Source organism: Bacteroides sp. 2201st1_D9_2201SCRN_220225, assembly GCF_040928965.1.
In the GTDB taxonomy this organism is placed as follows: Bacteria; Bacteroidota; Bacteroidia; order Bacteroidales; family Bacteroidaceae; genus Bacteroides; species Bacteroides stercoris.
In genome coordinates this window covers 1-14,365 of the sequence record NZ_JBCODG010000032.1, presented here as the reverse complement: position 1 = coordinate 14,365, position 14,365 = coordinate 1, and the positions used below count along the sequence as shown (strand labels likewise).

At 49.8% G+C, this 14,365-nt stretch carries 20 protein-coding genes and 2 pseudogenes; 13 read left to right on the top strand and 9 right to left on the bottom strand.

Going from position 1 to position 14,365, the window contains the following annotated elements; all coding sequences use genetic code 11:
• The first annotated feature begins 2 nt into the window (after nt 1–2).
• From traJ to AB5903_RS12115, 12 genes and pseudogenes are all read left to right on the top strand, one after another.
• The gene (gene traJ / locus AB5903_RS12170; protein WP_004291518.1) at nt 3–1,007 is read left to right on the top strand and encodes a conjugative transposon protein TraJ; all 1,005 of its coding nucleotides are present in this window, start codon (nt 3–5) and stop codon (nt 1,005–1,007) included.
• A gap of 31 nt (nt 1,008–1,038) precedes the next feature.
• Nucleotides 1,039–1,662: a conjugative transposon protein TraK gene (gene traK / locus AB5903_RS12165; RefSeq protein ID WP_004291519.1), complete on the top strand. Its 624-nt coding sequence runs from the start codon at nt 1,039–1,041 to the stop codon at nt 1,660–1,662.
• Nucleotides 1,663–1,668: 6 nt separating this feature from the next.
• Complete coding sequence (locus tag AB5903_RS12160; RefSeq protein ID WP_004291520.1) at nt 1,669–1,977, top strand: TraL conjugative transposon family protein; 309 nt, start codon at nt 1,669–1,671, stop codon at nt 1,975–1,977.
• Nucleotides 1,958–3,310, top strand: coding sequence for a conjugative transposon protein TraM (gene traM, locus AB5903_RS12155; RefSeq protein ID WP_004291521.1), 1,353 nt, complete (start codon nt 1,958–1,960; stop codon nt 3,308–3,310). Before AB5903_RS12160 ends, traM begins: the two co-directional genes overlap by 20 nt.
• 34 nt (nt 3,311–3,344) lie before the next feature.
• Nucleotides 3,345–4,331, top strand: a complete 987-nt coding sequence (gene traN, locus AB5903_RS12150; RefSeq protein ID WP_004291522.1) for a conjugative transposon protein TraN — start codon at nt 3,345–3,347, stop codon at nt 4,329–4,331.
• Between the two features lie 2 nt (nt 4,332–4,333).
• Entirely contained in the window at nt 4,334–4,909 is a 576-nt protein-coding gene (locus AB5903_RS12145; RefSeq protein ID WP_004291523.1) for a conjugal transfer protein TraO, read from the top strand.
• Between the two features lie 7 nt (nt 4,910–4,916).
• Nucleotides 4,917–5,093: pseudogene (locus tag AB5903_RS12140) on the top strand (DNA primase); the annotation flags it as partial.
• A gap of 559 nt (nt 5,094–5,652) precedes the next feature.
• Nucleotides 5,653–7,461, top strand: a complete 1,809-nt coding sequence (locus AB5903_RS12135) for a reverse transcriptase/maturase family protein (RefSeq protein WP_007850383.1) — start codon at nt 5,653–5,655, stop codon at nt 7,459–7,461.
• A gap of 115 nt (nt 7,462–7,576) precedes the next feature.
• Nucleotides 7,577–8,299: pseudogene (locus AB5903_RS12130) on the top strand (toprim domain-containing protein); the annotation flags it as partial.
• Nucleotides 8,296–8,799 carry a DUF3872 domain-containing protein gene (locus AB5903_RS12125; RefSeq protein WP_004291525.1) on the top strand — a complete coding sequence of 168 codons (504 nt, stop codon included), beginning with the start codon at nt 8,296–8,298 and terminating at the stop codon, nt 8,797–8,799. The pseudogene AB5903_RS12130 and the gene AB5903_RS12125, both read left to right, overlap by 4 nt.
• A complete protein-coding gene (locus tag AB5903_RS12120) occupies nt 8,796–9,323 on the top strand; it encodes a hypothetical protein (RefSeq protein ID WP_004291526.1) in 528 nt (175 codons plus the stop codon). Before AB5903_RS12125 ends, AB5903_RS12120 begins: the two co-directional genes overlap by 4 nt.
• A gap of 64 nt (nt 9,324–9,387) precedes the next feature.
• The gene (locus AB5903_RS12115; RefSeq protein ID WP_004291527.1) at nt 9,388–9,777 is read left to right on the top strand and encodes a hypothetical protein; all 390 of its coding nucleotides are present in this window, start codon (nt 9,388–9,390) and stop codon (nt 9,775–9,777) included.
• Nucleotides 9,778–9,810: 33 nt separating this feature from the next.
• Here the strand turns inward: AB5903_RS12115 and AB5903_RS12110 are convergent, their stop codons facing one another.
• The 9 genes from AB5903_RS12110 to AB5903_RS12070 all read right to left on the bottom strand — a co-directional run bounded on the left by AB5903_RS12110 (nt 9,811) and on the right by AB5903_RS12070 (nt 13,728).
• Entirely contained in the window at nt 9,811–10,119 is a 309-nt protein-coding gene (locus AB5903_RS12110) for a hypothetical protein (RefSeq protein ID WP_004304290.1), read from the bottom strand.
• A 53-nt stretch (nt 10,120–10,172) separates the two neighbouring features.
• The gene (locus tag AB5903_RS12105) at nt 10,173–10,475 is read right to left on the bottom strand and encodes a hypothetical protein (protein WP_005783104.1); all 303 of its coding nucleotides are present in this window, start codon (nt 10,473–10,475) and stop codon (nt 10,173–10,175) included.
• Nucleotides 10,415–10,648: a DUF3873 domain-containing protein gene (locus tag AB5903_RS12100; protein ID WP_004304291.1), complete on the bottom strand. Its 234-nt coding sequence runs from the start codon at nt 10,646–10,648 to the stop codon at nt 10,415–10,417. The genes AB5903_RS12105 and AB5903_RS12100 overlap by 61 nt, the downstream gene beginning before the upstream one ends.
• A gap of 19 nt (nt 10,649–10,667) precedes the next feature.
• Nucleotides 10,668–10,925, bottom strand: a complete 258-nt coding sequence (locus AB5903_RS12095; RefSeq protein WP_004291531.1) for a hypothetical protein — start codon at nt 10,923–10,925, stop codon at nt 10,668–10,670.
• A 24-nt stretch (nt 10,926–10,949) separates the two neighbouring features.
• A complete protein-coding gene (locus tag AB5903_RS12090; protein ID WP_004291532.1) occupies nt 10,950–12,281 on the bottom strand; it encodes a PcfJ domain-containing protein in 1,332 nt (443 codons plus the stop codon).
• Nucleotides 12,278–12,694 carry a PcfK-like family protein gene (locus tag AB5903_RS12085; RefSeq protein ID WP_368117861.1) on the bottom strand — a complete coding sequence of 139 codons (417 nt, stop codon included), beginning with the start codon at nt 12,692–12,694 and terminating at the stop codon, nt 12,278–12,280. The genes AB5903_RS12090 and AB5903_RS12085 overlap by 4 nt, the downstream gene beginning before the upstream one ends.
• A gap of 13 nt (nt 12,695–12,707) precedes the next feature.
• Nucleotides 12,708–12,929 (bottom strand): hypothetical protein, encoded by a 222-nt coding sequence (locus tag AB5903_RS12080; protein WP_004291534.1) that lies wholly within the window; start codon nt 12,927–12,929, stop codon nt 12,708–12,710.
• 11 nt (nt 12,930–12,940) lie between these two features.
• Complete coding sequence (locus AB5903_RS12075) at nt 12,941–13,156, bottom strand: hypothetical protein (RefSeq protein WP_004291535.1); 216 nt, start codon at nt 13,154–13,156, stop codon at nt 12,941–12,943.
• A 161-nt stretch (nt 13,157–13,317) separates the two neighbouring features.
• Complete coding sequence (locus AB5903_RS12070; protein WP_004291538.1) at nt 13,318–13,728, bottom strand: hypothetical protein; 411 nt, start codon at nt 13,726–13,728, stop codon at nt 13,318–13,320.
• Between the two features lie 106 nt (nt 13,729–13,834).
• Here AB5903_RS12070 and AB5903_RS12065 point away from each other — a divergent pair, with 106 nt between their 5' ends.
• Nucleotides 13,835–14,047 carry a hypothetical protein gene (locus tag AB5903_RS12065; protein WP_007567577.1) on the top strand — a complete coding sequence of 71 codons (213 nt, stop codon included), beginning with the start codon at nt 13,835–13,837 and terminating at the stop codon, nt 14,045–14,047.
• The last annotated feature ends 318 nt before the right edge of the window (nt 14,048–14,365 follow it).

Below are 14,365 nucleotides of genomic sequence, written 5' to 3'. Positions count from 1 at the left end.
CTATGAAGTTCGACAACCTTCATCAGATTTTACGTTCACTTTATGAGCAGATGATGCCGCTGTGTGGGGACATGGCTGGTGTGGCGAAAGGCATCGCCGGGCTGGGTGCGCTGTTCTACGTCGCCTACCGGGTATGGCAGTCGCTGGCGAGAGCTGAACCGATAGACGTATTCCCGATGCTCCGTCCTTTTGCCATCGGTCTGTGCATCATGTTCTTCCCGACTGTGGTGCTGGGCACGATAAACAGCATCCTCTCACCCGTCGTACAGGGCACGGCAAAGATGCTGGAGGCGGAAACGCTGGACATGAACCGATACCGGGAGCAGAAGGACAAACTGGAATACGAGGCGATGGTACGCAACCCCGAAACCGCCTACCTCGTGTCCAACGAGGAATTTGACAAGCAACTGGAGGAACTCGGCTGGTCGCCCTCCGACATGGTGACGATGGCGGGAATGTATATCGACCGGGGAATGTACAACATGAAGAAGAGCATCCGCGACTTCTTCCGCGAGATACTCGAACTGCTGTTCCAAGCCGCCGCCCTCGTGATAGACACCGTCCGCACCTTCTTTCTCGTGGTGCTGGCGATTCTCGGTCCGATAGCCTTCGCCCTGTCGGTATGGGACGGTTTCCAAAACACGCTCACGCAGTGGATATGCCGCTATATACAGGTCTATCTGTGGCTACCGGTATCGGACATGTTCAGCACCATACTGGCGAAGATACAGGTTCTGATGCTGCAAAACGACATCGAGCGGATGCAGGCAGACCCGAACTTCTCGCTGGATTCGAGCGACGGGGTGTATATCGTATTCCTCTGCATCGGCATCATCGGCTACTTTACCATTCCCACCGTTGCGGGCTGGATTATCCAAGCCGGAGGCATGGGCGGTTACGGTCGCAACGTGAACCAGATGGCGGGACGAGCCGGAAGCATGGCGGGCAGCGTGGCGGGTGCAGCCGCAGGAAACGCAGTCGGACGTGTCGGCAAATTGCTGAAATAATCAATGTGCAATCATAAATTGGAAAATATAAATGGAATTCAAATCACTTAGAAACATCGAATCGTCGTTCAGGCAGATACGCCTGTTCGGTATCGTCTTCCTCTCGCTGTGCGCCGTGGTGACGGTGTGGAGCGTGTGGAACTCCTACCGTTTCGCAGAGAAGCAACGGGAGAAAATCTATGTGCTGGACAACGGCAAGAGCCTGATGCTCGCCTTGTCTCAGGATTTGTCGCAGAACCGCCCGGCGGAGGCACGGGAACATGTGCGCCGTTTCCACGAGATGTTCTTCACGCTATCACCTGAAAAAAGCGCGATTGAACACAACGTGAAACGTGCCTTGCTGCTGGCGGACAAGAGCGTGTACCACTATTATTCGGACTTCGCGGAGAAGGGGTACTACAACCGCATCATCGCCGGGAACATCAACCAAGTGCTGAAGGTGGACAGCGTGGTGTGCGACTTCAACGCCTATCCCTACCGTGCCGTGACCTACGCCACACAGAAAATCATCCGGCAGAGCAACGTCACCGAGCGCAGCCTCGTGACCACCTGCCGCCTGCTGAACGCATCGCGGTCGGATGACAACCCGAACGGTTTTACCATCGAGGGTTTCACCATCATTGAGAACAAGGATTTACAGACTATCAAACGGTAACAGGACATGAAAAGTATCAGAAAATCAATGTGGGGCATGTATTGGAAACTCCACGACAAACGGAAACGCTTGGCGGCAAGTCTCAAAGGGTATCTGGACGGCTTGCCGCCGGAAACACGCCGCCGCATCGTGCTGGGGATGTTCGCCGCCTTCGCGGTGCTTGCCCTTTACACCTTCGGCAGAGCCGTCTATGACATCGGCAGGAACGACGGCTCACATATGGAAACGGGACACGCCGGACGGGTGGAACTGCCGACCCCGGCGGAAACAGGCAATCACTTAACACCTTATTTATATGGAACAGACAAAGAATGAACCGACGAAAGAGAACAAAGCTGCTCCCGAAACGGGGAAACCGAAAAAGGAGCGCGAACCGCTGACAGAGGCGCAACGGCTGAAACGGCAGAAGATGATCGTGCTGCCCGCTATGGTGTTGGTGTTCATCGGGGCGATGTGGCTGATATTCGCCCCGTCCTCCGGCAAGGAGCAACCGCCGGGAACGGACGGATACAACACCGAGATGCCCGACGCTGACAAGGCGAACCGGCAGATTATCGGCGACAAGCTGAAAGCCTACGAGCATGGGGAGATGGAAGAGCGTCAGGAGAGCCGCAACCGTGCCATCGGGCAGCTGGGCGACATGTTCGACCGCGAGATAGCGGGAACGGAGAACGGAGTGGACTTCGACCTCGCCAATCCGGGCGGCAAGGAAGAAAGGGCAAAGCCAGCCACGCCGCAGACCATCCAGTCCTCCGCAGCCGCCTACCGTGACCTGAACGCCACGCTCGGAAACTTCTACGACCAGCCGAAAAACGACAATGCGGAGATGGACGAATTGTTGGAGCGCATCGCATCGCTGGAGTCGGAACTGGAAAGCGAGAGGGGCAAGGCTTCCTCTATGGACGAGCAGGTGGCTCTTATGGAGAAGTCCTACGAGCTGGCGGCAAAGTACATGGGCGGTCAGAACGGAGGACAGCCATCGGCGGAACAGAGGGCAGAGCCAACTACCGTGCAGAAAGGGAAGAAGAACAAGGCAATGCCTATCAGACAGGTGGAGCATCAAGTAGTTTCTTCACTCTCACAGCCTATGAGTAACGCGGAGTTTGTCGCCGCCTTATCGCAGGAACGCAACCGGGGTTTCAACACGGCTGTCGGCACGGCGGAGGTATTGGACAGGAACACCATACCGGCGTGCGTGCATGGGGCGCAGAGCGTGACGGACGGGCAGACGGTAAGGCTGCGCCTGCTGGAGCCTATGGCGGTGGCAGGCAGGACAATACCCCGGGGTGCGGTGGTGGTCGGCACGGGCAAGATACAGGGTGAGCGGCTCGACATCGAGATTACCTCGCTGGAATACGACGGCACGATTATCCCCGTGGAGCTTGCGGTCTATGACACGGACGGACAGCCCGGCATCTTCATCCCGAACTCGATGGAGATGAACGCCGTCCGGGAGGTCGCCGCCAACATGGGCGGCTCGCTGGGAAGCAGCATCAACATCTCCACCAATGCCGGGGCGCAGCTCGCCTCCGACTTGGGCAAGGGGCTGATACAAGGCACGAGCCAGTACATCGCCAAAAAGATGCGAACCGTCAAGGTGCATCTGAAAGCCGGGTACAGGGTCATGCTTTACCAAGAAAAATATTGAAAACAATAAAAATTACCACTAAAATCCAAAAGTAATGAGAAAAGTAATCATCATGTTTGCCCTCGCTATGGGCATCATAACTGCCAACGCGCAGGAGAATGTAACCGTTGAAACGACCAACGGAAGTGAACAACCGACCTTGACGAAGGAGGTCTATCCGCAGAAGGAGGCGGACGGCGACCTATATCACGGGCTGTCACGCAAGCTGACCTTCGACCGCATGATACCGCCGCACGGTCTGGAAGTGACCTACGACAAGACCGTCCACGTCATTTTTCCGGCGGAGGTGCGCTATGTCGATTTAGGCTCGCCCGACCTGATTGCCGGGAAAGCCGACGGAGCGGAGAACATCATCCGTGTGAAGGCTACCGTAAGGAATTTTCCCAACGAAACGAATATGTCCGTCATCACGGAGGACGGCAGTTTCTACACCTTCAACGTGAAGTACGCCGCCGAACCGCTGTTGCTCAACGTGGAGATGTGCGACTTCATCCATGACGGCAGCACGGTGAACCGCCCGAACAACGCGCAGGAAATCTATCTGAAAGAGCTGGGCAGCGAAAGCCCGATGCTGGTGCGCCTTATCATGAAGTCCATCCACAAACAGAACAAGCGCGAGGTGAAGCATATCGGCTGCAAGCGTTTCGGCATCCAATACCTGTTGAAAGGCATCTACACGCACAACGGCTTGCTTTATTTCCACACGGAGATAAAGAACCAGAGCAACGTGCCTTTCGATGTGGACTACATCACTTGGAAAATCGTGGACAAGAAGGTTGCGAAGCGTACTGCCGTGCAGGAGCAGATTATTCTGCCGCTCCGCGCGCAGAACTACGCCACCCTCGTGCCGGGCAAAAAGAGCGAGCGCACGGTCTTCACGATGGCGAAGTTCACCATCCCCGATGACAAGTGCCTCGTGGTGGAATTGAACGAGAAGAACGGCGGCCGTCACCAGTCCTTCGTGATTGAGAACGAGGATTTGGTACGCGCGGGTACCATCAACGAACTTCAAGTACGCTGACCATGAGAAAGTACATCGCAATAATCATCGCGTCGCTTGCCCTTTTTACAGGGCAGGCGCACGCCCAGCGGTGTCTGCCGAAGATGCAGGGCATCGAGGTGAGGGCGGACATGGCGGACGGCTTCAATCTCGGCGGCAAGGACGGCGGGTACAGCTTCGGGGCGGCTCTCTCCACCTACACGAAGAAGGGGAACAAGTGGGTGTTCGGTGGCGAATACCTGTTGAAGAACAATCCCTACAAGGACACCAAGATACCCGTGGCGCAGTTCACGGCGGAGGGCGGCTATTACTTCAAGATACTGTCGGACGCCCGAAAGATTGTTTTCGTCTATGCCGGGGCTTCGGCTCTCGCCGGATATGAGGCGGTAAATTGGGGGAAGAAGGTGCTGCATGACGGCTCCACGCTGCACGACCGGGACGCCTTCATCTACGGCGGTGCGCTGACGCTCGATGTGGAGTGTTACGTGGCAGACCGTATCGCCCTGCTTGCCAACCTGCGGGAGCGTTGCCTTTGGGGTGGCGACACACGGAAGTTCCACACGCAGTTCGGGGTCGGTATCAAGTTCATCATCAACTGACACGGGCATGGAAAGGACGGAAATAGATGCTGTCAGAAGGATGCCGCTTGCGGATTTTCTCGCACGGCTGGGGCATGAGCCTGTCAGAAGGAGCGGTAACGAGCTGTGGTATCTTGCCCCGTACAGGGGCGAGCGCACATCCTCTTTCCGTGTGAACGTGGCGAAACAGCTCTGGTACGACTTCGATGCGCCCATATAGGCTACACAATAAATATCTCTTTGGCAAGAGATTAGGTTAGAGTTCAAATAGGCCTATCCTCAACGACTCAGCTGGAGGGGAAACCCAAAGGTGACAGAAGCATGTCAGTAAAGTCATTAGTCAGCCAATTACCAAGCTGCGACTGTATGGCAAGAGGAAAAGACAGACACAAGGATGAAGCCTAATTGGTTGAACGATAGTTCTGCGGCACCTGTACCAGCCCCGACGTAAGGTAATTGAAATGTCGGGCAGAAGCACCCTATGTAAACCGAAATTACAACAGGGCAAGAACTGGCTTCTGAGCAACCGCAATAAGCGGATACAGAACGTAAGTCGCATCCGACAGTCAGTCCGCCAAATAGTTATTGTGAAAGCAAATGGGGATTCCCTAAATCAGAATGCTGAAAAGCTATGAGCATAGGCTCTGAATATCTGACATGGGAACGGAGCTTCCGTAGTAGTCCGAGCAAGGGAAAGCCTTGTACATGGCGAAGGGAAGCAGTTAGATAACTTAATACAAACAACGGAAAATGTGTGAGACATTATGAGAAGTCCAGAGCAAGTATTAAAAGCTTTAAACAAGCATGGCAAAGTTTCGGATTACAAGTTCGAAAGATTGTATCGCATTTTGTACAACGTGGAAATGTTCTATATGGCTTACCAACGCATCTATGCAAAGCCGGGAAATATGACACCCGGCTCTGACGGTAAAACAATAGACCAAATGAGCACTCAAAGAATAAGCCGCATCATCGCATCCCTAAAGGATGAATCTTACAAGCCGAATCCGGCAAGGAGAAAGTATATACCCAAGAAAAACGGCAAGAAAAGACCGCTTGGCATACCCTCCTTTGAGGATAAGCTTGTGCAGGAGGTAGTACGGACAATTCTCGAAGCTATTTATGAAGAAGTGTTTGAAGATTCTTCACATGGATTCAGACCTAACAGAAGCTGCCATACCGCCTTAACCCGCATACAAAAAACATTCAAAAGTACAAAGTGGTTCATAGAGGGAGACATCAAAGGATTCTTCGACAACATCGACCACAATGTATTGATAGGAATTCTGAGGAAAAGAATCTCTGACGAAAGATTTCTCAGACTCATCCGTAAGTTCTTGAATGCTGGTTACATTGAAAATTGGGAATACCATAACACCTTTTCGGGAACACCGCAAGGAGGTATAATAAGTCCTATATTGGCAAATATCTATCTTGACTGTTTCGATAAGTACATGGAAGAATATACCCGTAATTTCAACAAGGGAAAAGAAAGACATCTAACAAAGGAGTATTCAAGACTCAGCGAACAGATATACAAACTGAAAGCTGAGATTGAAAGTGCGAAAGATGCCGAAAGTGCGAAACAACTTAAAGACAAATATGAGAAACTTAGACGTGAACGGCTAAAGGTTACATGTAGGGATTATATGGACGACACCTATAAAAGACTGAAATACACGAGATACGCCGATGATTTTTTAATCGGTGTTATTGGTAGCAAGGCGGACTGTATCAAAATCAAGTCTGACATAACTCAATATATGCAAGAATGTCTGCATTTGGAAATGTCGCAAGAAAAGACTTTGATAACAAACGCTCAAAAGCCTGCAAAATTTCTCGGATATGAAGTCTTAGTCCGTAAAACTGACGTAACCAAACGTAACAAGTTCAATGTACCAGTCCGAAGTTTCAATGGTACAGTTGTCCTCAAGGTAGCCACAGAAACTGTAAAAAACAGATTGGAACACTATGAAGCCATTAAATATAAGATGGAAAACGGGGTTCAAACGTGGTTTTCTAAATTGAGGGGCAAACTGATGAAAAAGAAAATAGAAGACATAGTAGCACGGTACAACTCTGAAATCAGAGGATTCTACAACTATTACAGTATAGCCAATAACGTCTCGTATGCAGCTTCTAAATTTGGCTACATTATGGAATACAGTATGTATCATACCATTGCAGCAAAAACAAACAGTTCAATCAGTAAGGTCATTGACAAATACAAAAAAGGAAATGACATCATTGTTCCGTATCACGATGCAAAAGGTAAACTACGTTACAGAGTATTCTACAATGAAGGTTTCAAACGCAAACTGCCATCGTCTTTCGCAGATGTGGACAATATCCCATATATAATCACAGTACCACAACCAACGCTGGTTGAAAGGTTAAAATCCGAGGTGTGTGAGTTGTGTGGGAAAGTCGGTCCTGTTGTAATGCATCATGCAAGAAATCTGAATCATCTGAAAGGAGATACGGAATGGGAAAAACTGATGCTCGCAAAACATCGAAAGACTTTGGTCGTATGCACAAGTTGTAATGCAAAAATACAGAGCCATGCAGGATAAAGTCATGTTATCAATGGAGAGCCGTATGCGTGGAGACATGCAAGTACGGTTTGGGGGCAGGTATGAGGAAACCTACTGCCGAAAGGCGGCAAGGCGTCTTGTACCGAGCCTACGTTTGGGCAAGGGCGGCGACATCTTCACGCTTGCCGGGGAGTTTCTGCAAAGCGATGACTTCATGAAGCAAGCGAAGTTCATAGCGGAAGCCGCCAATATGACGGTTGCCGGATGGGAAAAGCCCGTCTATCTCTCGAAGCCGACCGAATCCGTTTTTGAGGATGTGGAGGTCGCTCCGCTGCTCCGCTCACTGCTGACGGAGTATTTAGAGGAACGGGGCATCCCTTACGCCATCGCATCCCGTCACTGCTGCCGCTTGAACTACGGTGTGCGTGGGAAACGGTATTTTGCCGTTGGCTTTCCGAACATGGCAGGTGGCTATGAAGTCAGAAGCCGATATTTCAAGGGTTGCATACCTCCGAAGTCTGTATCACTGGTAAAGGCGAATGACATCCCGGCTGACGAGTGCCTCGTGTTCGAGGGCTTCATGGACTTTCTCTCTGCCGTGACGCTTGGTGTAACCGGTAACGCTGACTGTCTTGTGCTGAACTCAGTCGCCAACGTGGAGAAGGCGGCGGGATTGCTGGACGGATACGGGCGCATCGGCTGCTTCCTCGACCGTGACGAAGCCGGACGGCGGACGCTTGCCGCACTTACCATGCGATACGGGGAACGTGTCACCGACCGTTCCTCCCTCTATGACGGTTGCAAGGACTTGAACGAGTACCTGCAACTGACAACGAAAAAACAGAAAAACAACCATCTAAAAATCGAAGAACAATGAACATACTGAACAACAGAAACAAGAGAACATCAATATTCAAGGCAGTGGCGTTATGCCTGATAGCCGCCATGTCATTCACCCTCGTGTCATGTGACGATGACATGGACATCCAGCAGTCCTATCCCTTCACGGTGGAGGTCATGCCCGTGCCGAACAAGGTAGTAAAGGGGCAGACAGTGGAAATCCGCTGTGAACTGAAAAAGGAGGGCGACTTTTCGGGTACGCTCTATACCATCCGCTATTTCCAGTTCGAGGGGGAAGGCTCGCTCAAAATGGATAACGGCATCACCTTCCTGCCTAACGACCGCTACCTGCTGGAGAACGAAAAATTCCGCCTGTACTACACGGCGGCGGGTGATGAGGCGCATAATTTCATCGTGGTGGTGGAGGATAACTTTAGCAACTCCTACGAACTGGAATTTGACTTCAACAACAGGAATGTAAAGGACGACGATCTTACCATCGTTCCCATCGGCAACTTCAGCCCCTTGTTGAAATGATGCGTGTATTCATGACAATGCTCTGTTCACTTCTGACGGTCTGTTCTGTGTCCGCGCAGATCAGCCGCCAAGAGGGAACGGACGGGCAGGCGGCAATCTACCGACTGCCGCTTATGGAACGTGCTTTTTTATGCTGCCGCTACTTTGAAGGCTGGCACTCAGAAAAACACTACCCATACGTCGGTTGGGGTCACAAACTTTTGCCAAACGAGAAGTATTCGGCACGAACCATGACAAAACGGGATGCGGATGAACTTTTGCGGAAAGACCTGCGCAAATTTGTCGCCATGTTCCGTAAATTCGGGGTTGATTCGATTTTGCTTGGCACGTTAGCTTACAATGTGGGACCGGCGAAGCTGTTAGGCAGCAAAACAATCCCCAAAAGCACCTTAATCAAGAAGCTGGAAGCTGGTGACAGGAACATCTACCGTGAGTATATAGCCTTCTGCAACTACAAAGGAAAACGCCACGCCATGCTGCTCAAACGGAGAAAGGCGGAGTTTGCGCTGTTGTATATCCCATAAAAGGACTGACAAAACTGGCAAAAGACGTGCCATATTTAACTTGGCACGTCTTTTGCTCTATCACTTGATAGATTATCGTAGGATTTTCTCGTTAATTGACATCGTTGAGCCATTTTTGCCTATCGGTTTCCAAATAACACTTCAAGTTGTAAGTGTTGTGAGAGCAATACAAAACATAGTTATTAACCATAAAAAGTATAGCGAAATTATGAAGAAAGTATTTAGGAAAATTCAGAAAGGAACAACAAAAATGATTGAACGTATCAAATCGTTGGGGGAAATGGAGACGAAGCAGAAATGTGTAGTTCAACGGTTCGAGATTATCATTCCCCTCCACCAAAAAATAACGACCCAATATATAGCCTCCGCAAGTTTTACTTGCGGATTTTTTAGTTATCGCAGATTGGACAAAGGTTTCTTTGCTACTTTCTTTGTCCGCCATCATGCTCACTGAAAGAAAGTAGGGCGGCTCTCGCCGCCCCGCCACTCAAAAGCGTGTGTAAAGTCCCGTCACCATCGTGAACATTTCCTCCAGCATATCAAAATAGATACCCTCGTGTACGGCAATGTCCTTTGTCTTGCACTCAAAGGTCTTTTTGCTGAACGTCCTGCGGTAGAAGCGCATATTGTAGAGGTCTGCCCCTTCGTCATAGATGATGTCAAGGCGGTTGGCACTTGTTTTGTTCCTTGCAAGGCTCATCCGTAAGCCGTTGCCCATATCTATGAAATCACGGCTACCTGTCATGGCGGTGAAGCGTTTTCCGCCTATCTGCTGTAATATCGTCTTGGCTATCATATCTTTTGTTTTTAGGGTTTTAAGTATTGGCGGTGCGGACACCGCCATCCCGTTCAAAATTCTCGCATTTCGGAAATGGGGGTCTGCCGTTGTAGCCACTCTTTCACACATTCCATATTGTACTCGCTCGTGATGACTGCCGTATGGCTGTCGGTGGCGGTGAAACGTGTGCTTTCGTAATCATCTATCCACCCCTTGAGGGTGTCCGTTCCCCACGCTCCGGTATCGTCAAAGATACCGTCCAATGCCGTGATAGGTTCGCTGAACTTGACTATCAGCGTTTGATAGGTCGTGTTCATAGTCTGTCCTCCTTTCCCTTCTTTGCGTTCAGCCACTTGTCCCGTGCGGCTCGGCACTCGTCCAACGTGGGTTTGACACAAGAGAACAATTCTCTGTCTATGGGGTGGCGGTAGTCGTACTGCACAAGTGTCCGCCTGCGTCTTCCGATACCCGATTGGAAACGCTCGTATTTCTCCGTACCTGCTTCCGCGCAGGTGCTTACTCCGTTGATGGTCATTCGTGTTGTCATAATGTTGCTTTTTAGATGGTTAAAAATGTACTGACAGAACTCTGTTCTTCATCACCATTTCGGGGTTGCTTGTGTAGCGTTGGTGCAGGTAGAAATGGTGTGAGCCGAAGCCGTAAAGGAAAAACTTGTCAAGTTCGTGCTTCTCGGCAAACTCCTTTACGCTCTTTCTCAATTCCCCCTCACTCGTTGTGAGAGTGAGGAGGTTCACAAATTCAAGGAACATCGTGGGGATTGCATCATCCCACACACAAATCATACTTTCAATTCTTACTTCCATATCAATGTTGTTTTAGGGGTTATGCTATGCCGCTTTCATCCGCTCACGGATAAGGTTGGCGTTCTTGTTCACAAGGTCTATGATGCGCTCGTGATATTCGGTGTCCTGGTTGTGCTTGCCGTGGCACTGCACCACTTCGAGGGTTCGCAAGTCCACCTCTACGGTTTCAATAATCTCATCGCCAATCCTTGCCGATAGTATGAGGGTGTCGGCTTTCTTGTAGTATCCACTGCCAAACACGCAGATGCCCTGCGTCTTGCCCTCGTTGTAATACTCGTCTATGCTTTCAAGCACCTTGACGATTATTTCCTCGTCCGTGATTACCAAGCCGAAGAATTTGGATTTGTTGGCGATGAAATCCTCCGCATCTTTCTTTCGTTGGAGTTGTCGCTGTTGCTCACGCTCACGCCTTTCAATCTCCCAACGGCGTTGCTCTGCGGCTCTTTCCTTCTCGTGTATGGCTTCAATTTTTCGGGTTGCGTTGTCGTGTGCCGCCATGAAATCTTCGGGACAGATGTTCTTCGGGTTACGGAGGTCTTGACCGAGTTTTTTGAGCATACGCAGATAGTCGCACCACATTGAGAGGTTGTCTATCTGATACTTGTGACGCTTGGCAATCAGATATGATGCCCAACATTCATCGGCAGTACGGGTATTGAAAAGAAAGTGTTTCATGACCTCAATCTCACCGCCTTTCATAAGGGTTTCAATTCTTGGGTCTGAAAGCAAGGCTTTGAAAAGACGCACGGGGGAGATGCCGTGGAAATCGCCCTTGAAGCCGTTACGTCTGAGTTGGGGCAATATCCTCATCTTTGGATATGCACAGCTTCTTGCCACCACATCATCGTATAGGCTGTTGTGCGGTCTTACCTCCATATCGCTGCCTAATGCCCACACATCGCAATAGCAGAAAAGGAAGCCACGGAGCAACGCCATGTCCGTAACCTTGCCGTCGGGTGAAATCCAACGCTGCACGACCTCGTGGCAGTAGAAACGCATCGGTTCGCCTTTCCTGCTCTCGCATCTGACCTGCGCCACGCGGATTACCTGATACCCTTTGCAGGTGGTTATCACGCTGAAATTCTGCGTTTCCTTGTAGATGCGTCTGCGTGTGTCCTGCACTTTGAGTTCGGCATGGCATTTGGGGCAGGTGCAGCCTTCAAGGGTGTCGCATAGTCCGCTGTCGCTGTGCCACTCGTGACCGCAGTCGGAACAGGTGATGTTCCCTTTCTTGGTGCGGTAGCCGATATGCTCAACGCAGTGGCGGTATGCCCAATCTATTTGTGTCGCTGATATGGGGCGAAGGTTGGCGGAAAGTCTTGCCACCTCTTTCTGTATCTTGGTCTTCGGTTTCATAAGCCTAAATCAAATAATGAGGGTTGGGGTTGGTTTTCTTTTCTCGCTGACGGTCTGTGGCGGTTCTGCAACTTGCGGAGTTCCTTCTCTTGGTATTTGCGGACAGCGTTCTGACGTGCCTCCGCCTTTTCCTCTGCCGTGAGTTTCACAACGTGGTTCACAACCACTTGGCAGTCCATCGGTTTGCCCACCTCTATCTCGTTTTCCTCATAGTAGTGGATGGCTTGCCCGAATATCTCTCCGTCCGTGAAACCGTTGCAACCGCTTTTCTGCACATAGTTCAGAATGTGGGTCACGCACTCGTCCATGTTCTTGGCAGGGTTGCGGTACTTCTTTGCAAATAGCGCATCTTCCTCCGCACGCTGTTCCAAGTACATATATATCGTTCTCTTGAAATGGTCTGTTCCTTTCATATCGCTGTCATTTTTAGATTATCTGTTTCAGTATCTCTCTCCAATAGGTCGGCTCTACCTCGCTGAGAAGGAAGTCCATGAAATCCCTCCGTGCGTCCTTGTTCAGTTCGTGGTACAATCTTCGGAAAGTTTCAAAATTGCCGTTGATGTACGTTTCCACCATATACACGAAGATGTTGTCCACCTCGTAATATCTGCACTGCTGCGCTGCCGTCTTGCTGTTTCTTTTTGCCATGTCGGTAAGGGTTAAAGGGTGAATAACCAAAGGATGAAGCCAAAGAAGGCAATGGTGGAAAGGATAGCCACGATTACACCTATCGCCACTCGGAACACTCCGTTTACAATCTCTCTGATGATGCCCCAAAGGATGCCGAACACCCCGAAGGCGGTGCGCATCATCAAGCCGCATATCGCCAACCCGATGTGTTGCGCCATTTGTCTGAAATTTGCCGTTGCCGTCATATCTTCGCTGTTTTTGATTTTTTTGTTTTTAATGCGGATTCAAGAGCTGAGGGAGTTGAGTTTCAAACTATCTTATCTGCCTCTCGTTTATCCGACATTTTTTTTATGCGTCTTTCTGTCGCATCGGTCGTTTTCGTTTCGGGTGCTTGAAAAGGTAGGGATTAGGGAATGCAAGGTTTTTCGGTCAAAATACTACCCGCAGGGCTGGAGATTTTTACCGAAAACAGGAGGCTTGACCTTGCTTTCCCGTCCAATCCCGGAATTACCTTTGCGCCCAGAACGAAAATGACTGACTGATGCGGCTTACTGAAAGGCGCAAAATGGAGGTAAACGAAAACAGAGGCAGATTGTGTAGAAAAAAACTTCAGGGGAAAATCCGTAAAAAAAAGAATCACCAAAAGGAAAAAGACATCACCGGAAGCGTGAAAAGGGCAAACCACAACAAAGGAAGTATGATTGTTTCCGATCCGACGGAACTTGTTCAGCCGGGTGGCAACAATCATTCTTCCCGGTTTGTCCGGCTGTGTGTGGGCGCCTGTTTCATTCATGGGGCAGGCTGACACACTCTGCATTCACTTTCCGCTTCCGGCAAAAGAGACAGCGAAAAAAGAAAAATCATTTGAAAACCCGTAAAAGCACCTCTTGGCATAGGCGCAAAAGAAAGGGGCATTGCTTCATCTGTCTAAACATCGTTTAGGCGTGAGGCAATGCCCTTTTCTCCAGCTATGCGGTAGTCGGCACACGTTTGTTCCAAACTCGTTTTGGGCAATGGTGTGCCGACGGACAATACCGCTTTTACGGAAAATTCTTATGAATGAGGGGATAAAAAACGGGAGTTTATATCAAAATCTCGAATTAAATAGCTACTTTTGCATACGAAGAGTTCTTTGAAGGTTACGCAACGCGCAGAAGGATAATGCAGTAGATAACTAACTAAATCGTAACCTATTACTATCAAGAGCAATTAACCTACGCTCATTTCCAATAAATTACACTCTTTTCGTAACTTCCCATTGCAAAGATACAAAATGTTTATGAGAAATATGTTTTATAACATAGAAATCTGCATTTTTTTCTTCATTTTCTTGAAAAATACCTTGTTTTGCCATCTGCGTATTACAAATATATTGCATATCTTTCCTCTATGAAAAGATAAAGATTACCCCTGTCTTTATGGCTCCTTTACTTAGTTTATGGTGTTAATGAGCA

Excerpts from the sequence above, each read along its gene's own strand:
- traJ (WP_004291518.1), top strand. The coding sequence starts at position 3 with ATGAAGTTCGACAACCTTCATCAGATTTTACGTTCACTTTATGAGCAG.
- traK (WP_004291519.1), top strand. The coding sequence starts at position 1,039 with ATGGAATTCAAATCACTTAGAAACATCGAATCGTCGTTCAGGCAGATA.
- AB5903_RS12160 (WP_004291520.1), top strand. The coding sequence starts at position 1,669 with ATGAAAAGTATCAGAAAATCAATGTGGGGCATGTATTGGAAACTCCAC.
- traM (WP_004291521.1), top strand. The coding sequence starts at position 1,958 with ATGGAACAGACAAAGAATGAACCGACGAAAGAGAACAAAGCTGCTCCC.
- traN (WP_004291522.1), top strand. The coding sequence starts at position 3,345 with ATGAGAAAAGTAATCATCATGTTTGCCCTCGCTATGGGCATCATAACT.
- AB5903_RS12145 (WP_004291523.1), top strand. The coding sequence starts at position 4,334 with ATGAGAAAGTACATCGCAATAATCATCGCGTCGCTTGCCCTTTTTACA.
- AB5903_RS12135 (WP_007850383.1), top strand. The coding sequence starts at position 5,653 with ATGAGAAGTCCAGAGCAAGTATTAAAAGCTTTAAACAAGCATGGCAAA.
- AB5903_RS12125 (WP_004291525.1), top strand. The coding sequence starts at position 8,296 with ATGAACATACTGAACAACAGAAACAAGAGAACATCAATATTCAAGGCA.
- AB5903_RS12120 (WP_004291526.1), top strand. The coding sequence starts at position 8,796 with ATGATGCGTGTATTCATGACAATGCTCTGTTCACTTCTGACGGTCTGT.
- AB5903_RS12110 (WP_004304290.1), bottom strand. The coding sequence starts at position 10,119 with ATGATAGCCAAGACGATATTACAGCAGATAGGCGGAAAACGCTTCACC.
- AB5903_RS12100 (WP_004304291.1), bottom strand. The coding sequence starts at position 10,648 with ATGACAACACGAATGACCATCAACGGAGTAAGCACCTGCGCGGAAGCA.
- AB5903_RS12095 (WP_004291531.1), bottom strand. The coding sequence starts at position 10,925 with ATGGAAGTAAGAATTGAAAGTATGATTTGTGTGTGGGATGATGCAATC.
- AB5903_RS12090 (WP_004291532.1), bottom strand. The coding sequence starts at position 12,281 with ATGAAACCGAAGACCAAGATACAGAAAGAGGTGGCAAGACTTTCCGCC.
- AB5903_RS12085 (WP_368117861.1), bottom strand. The coding sequence starts at position 12,694 with ATGAAAGGAACAGACCATTTCAAGAGAACGATATATATGTACTTGGAA.
- AB5903_RS12080 (WP_004291534.1), bottom strand. The coding sequence starts at position 12,929 with ATGGCAAAAAGAAACAGCAAGACGGCAGCGCAGCAGTGCAGATATTAC.
- AB5903_RS12075 (WP_004291535.1), bottom strand. The coding sequence starts at position 13,156 with ATGACGGCAACGGCAAATTTCAGACAAATGGCGCAACACATCGGGTTG.
- AB5903_RS12070 (WP_004291538.1), bottom strand. The coding sequence starts at position 13,728 with ATGCAGAGTGTGTCAGCCTGCCCCATGAATGAAACAGGCGCCCACACA.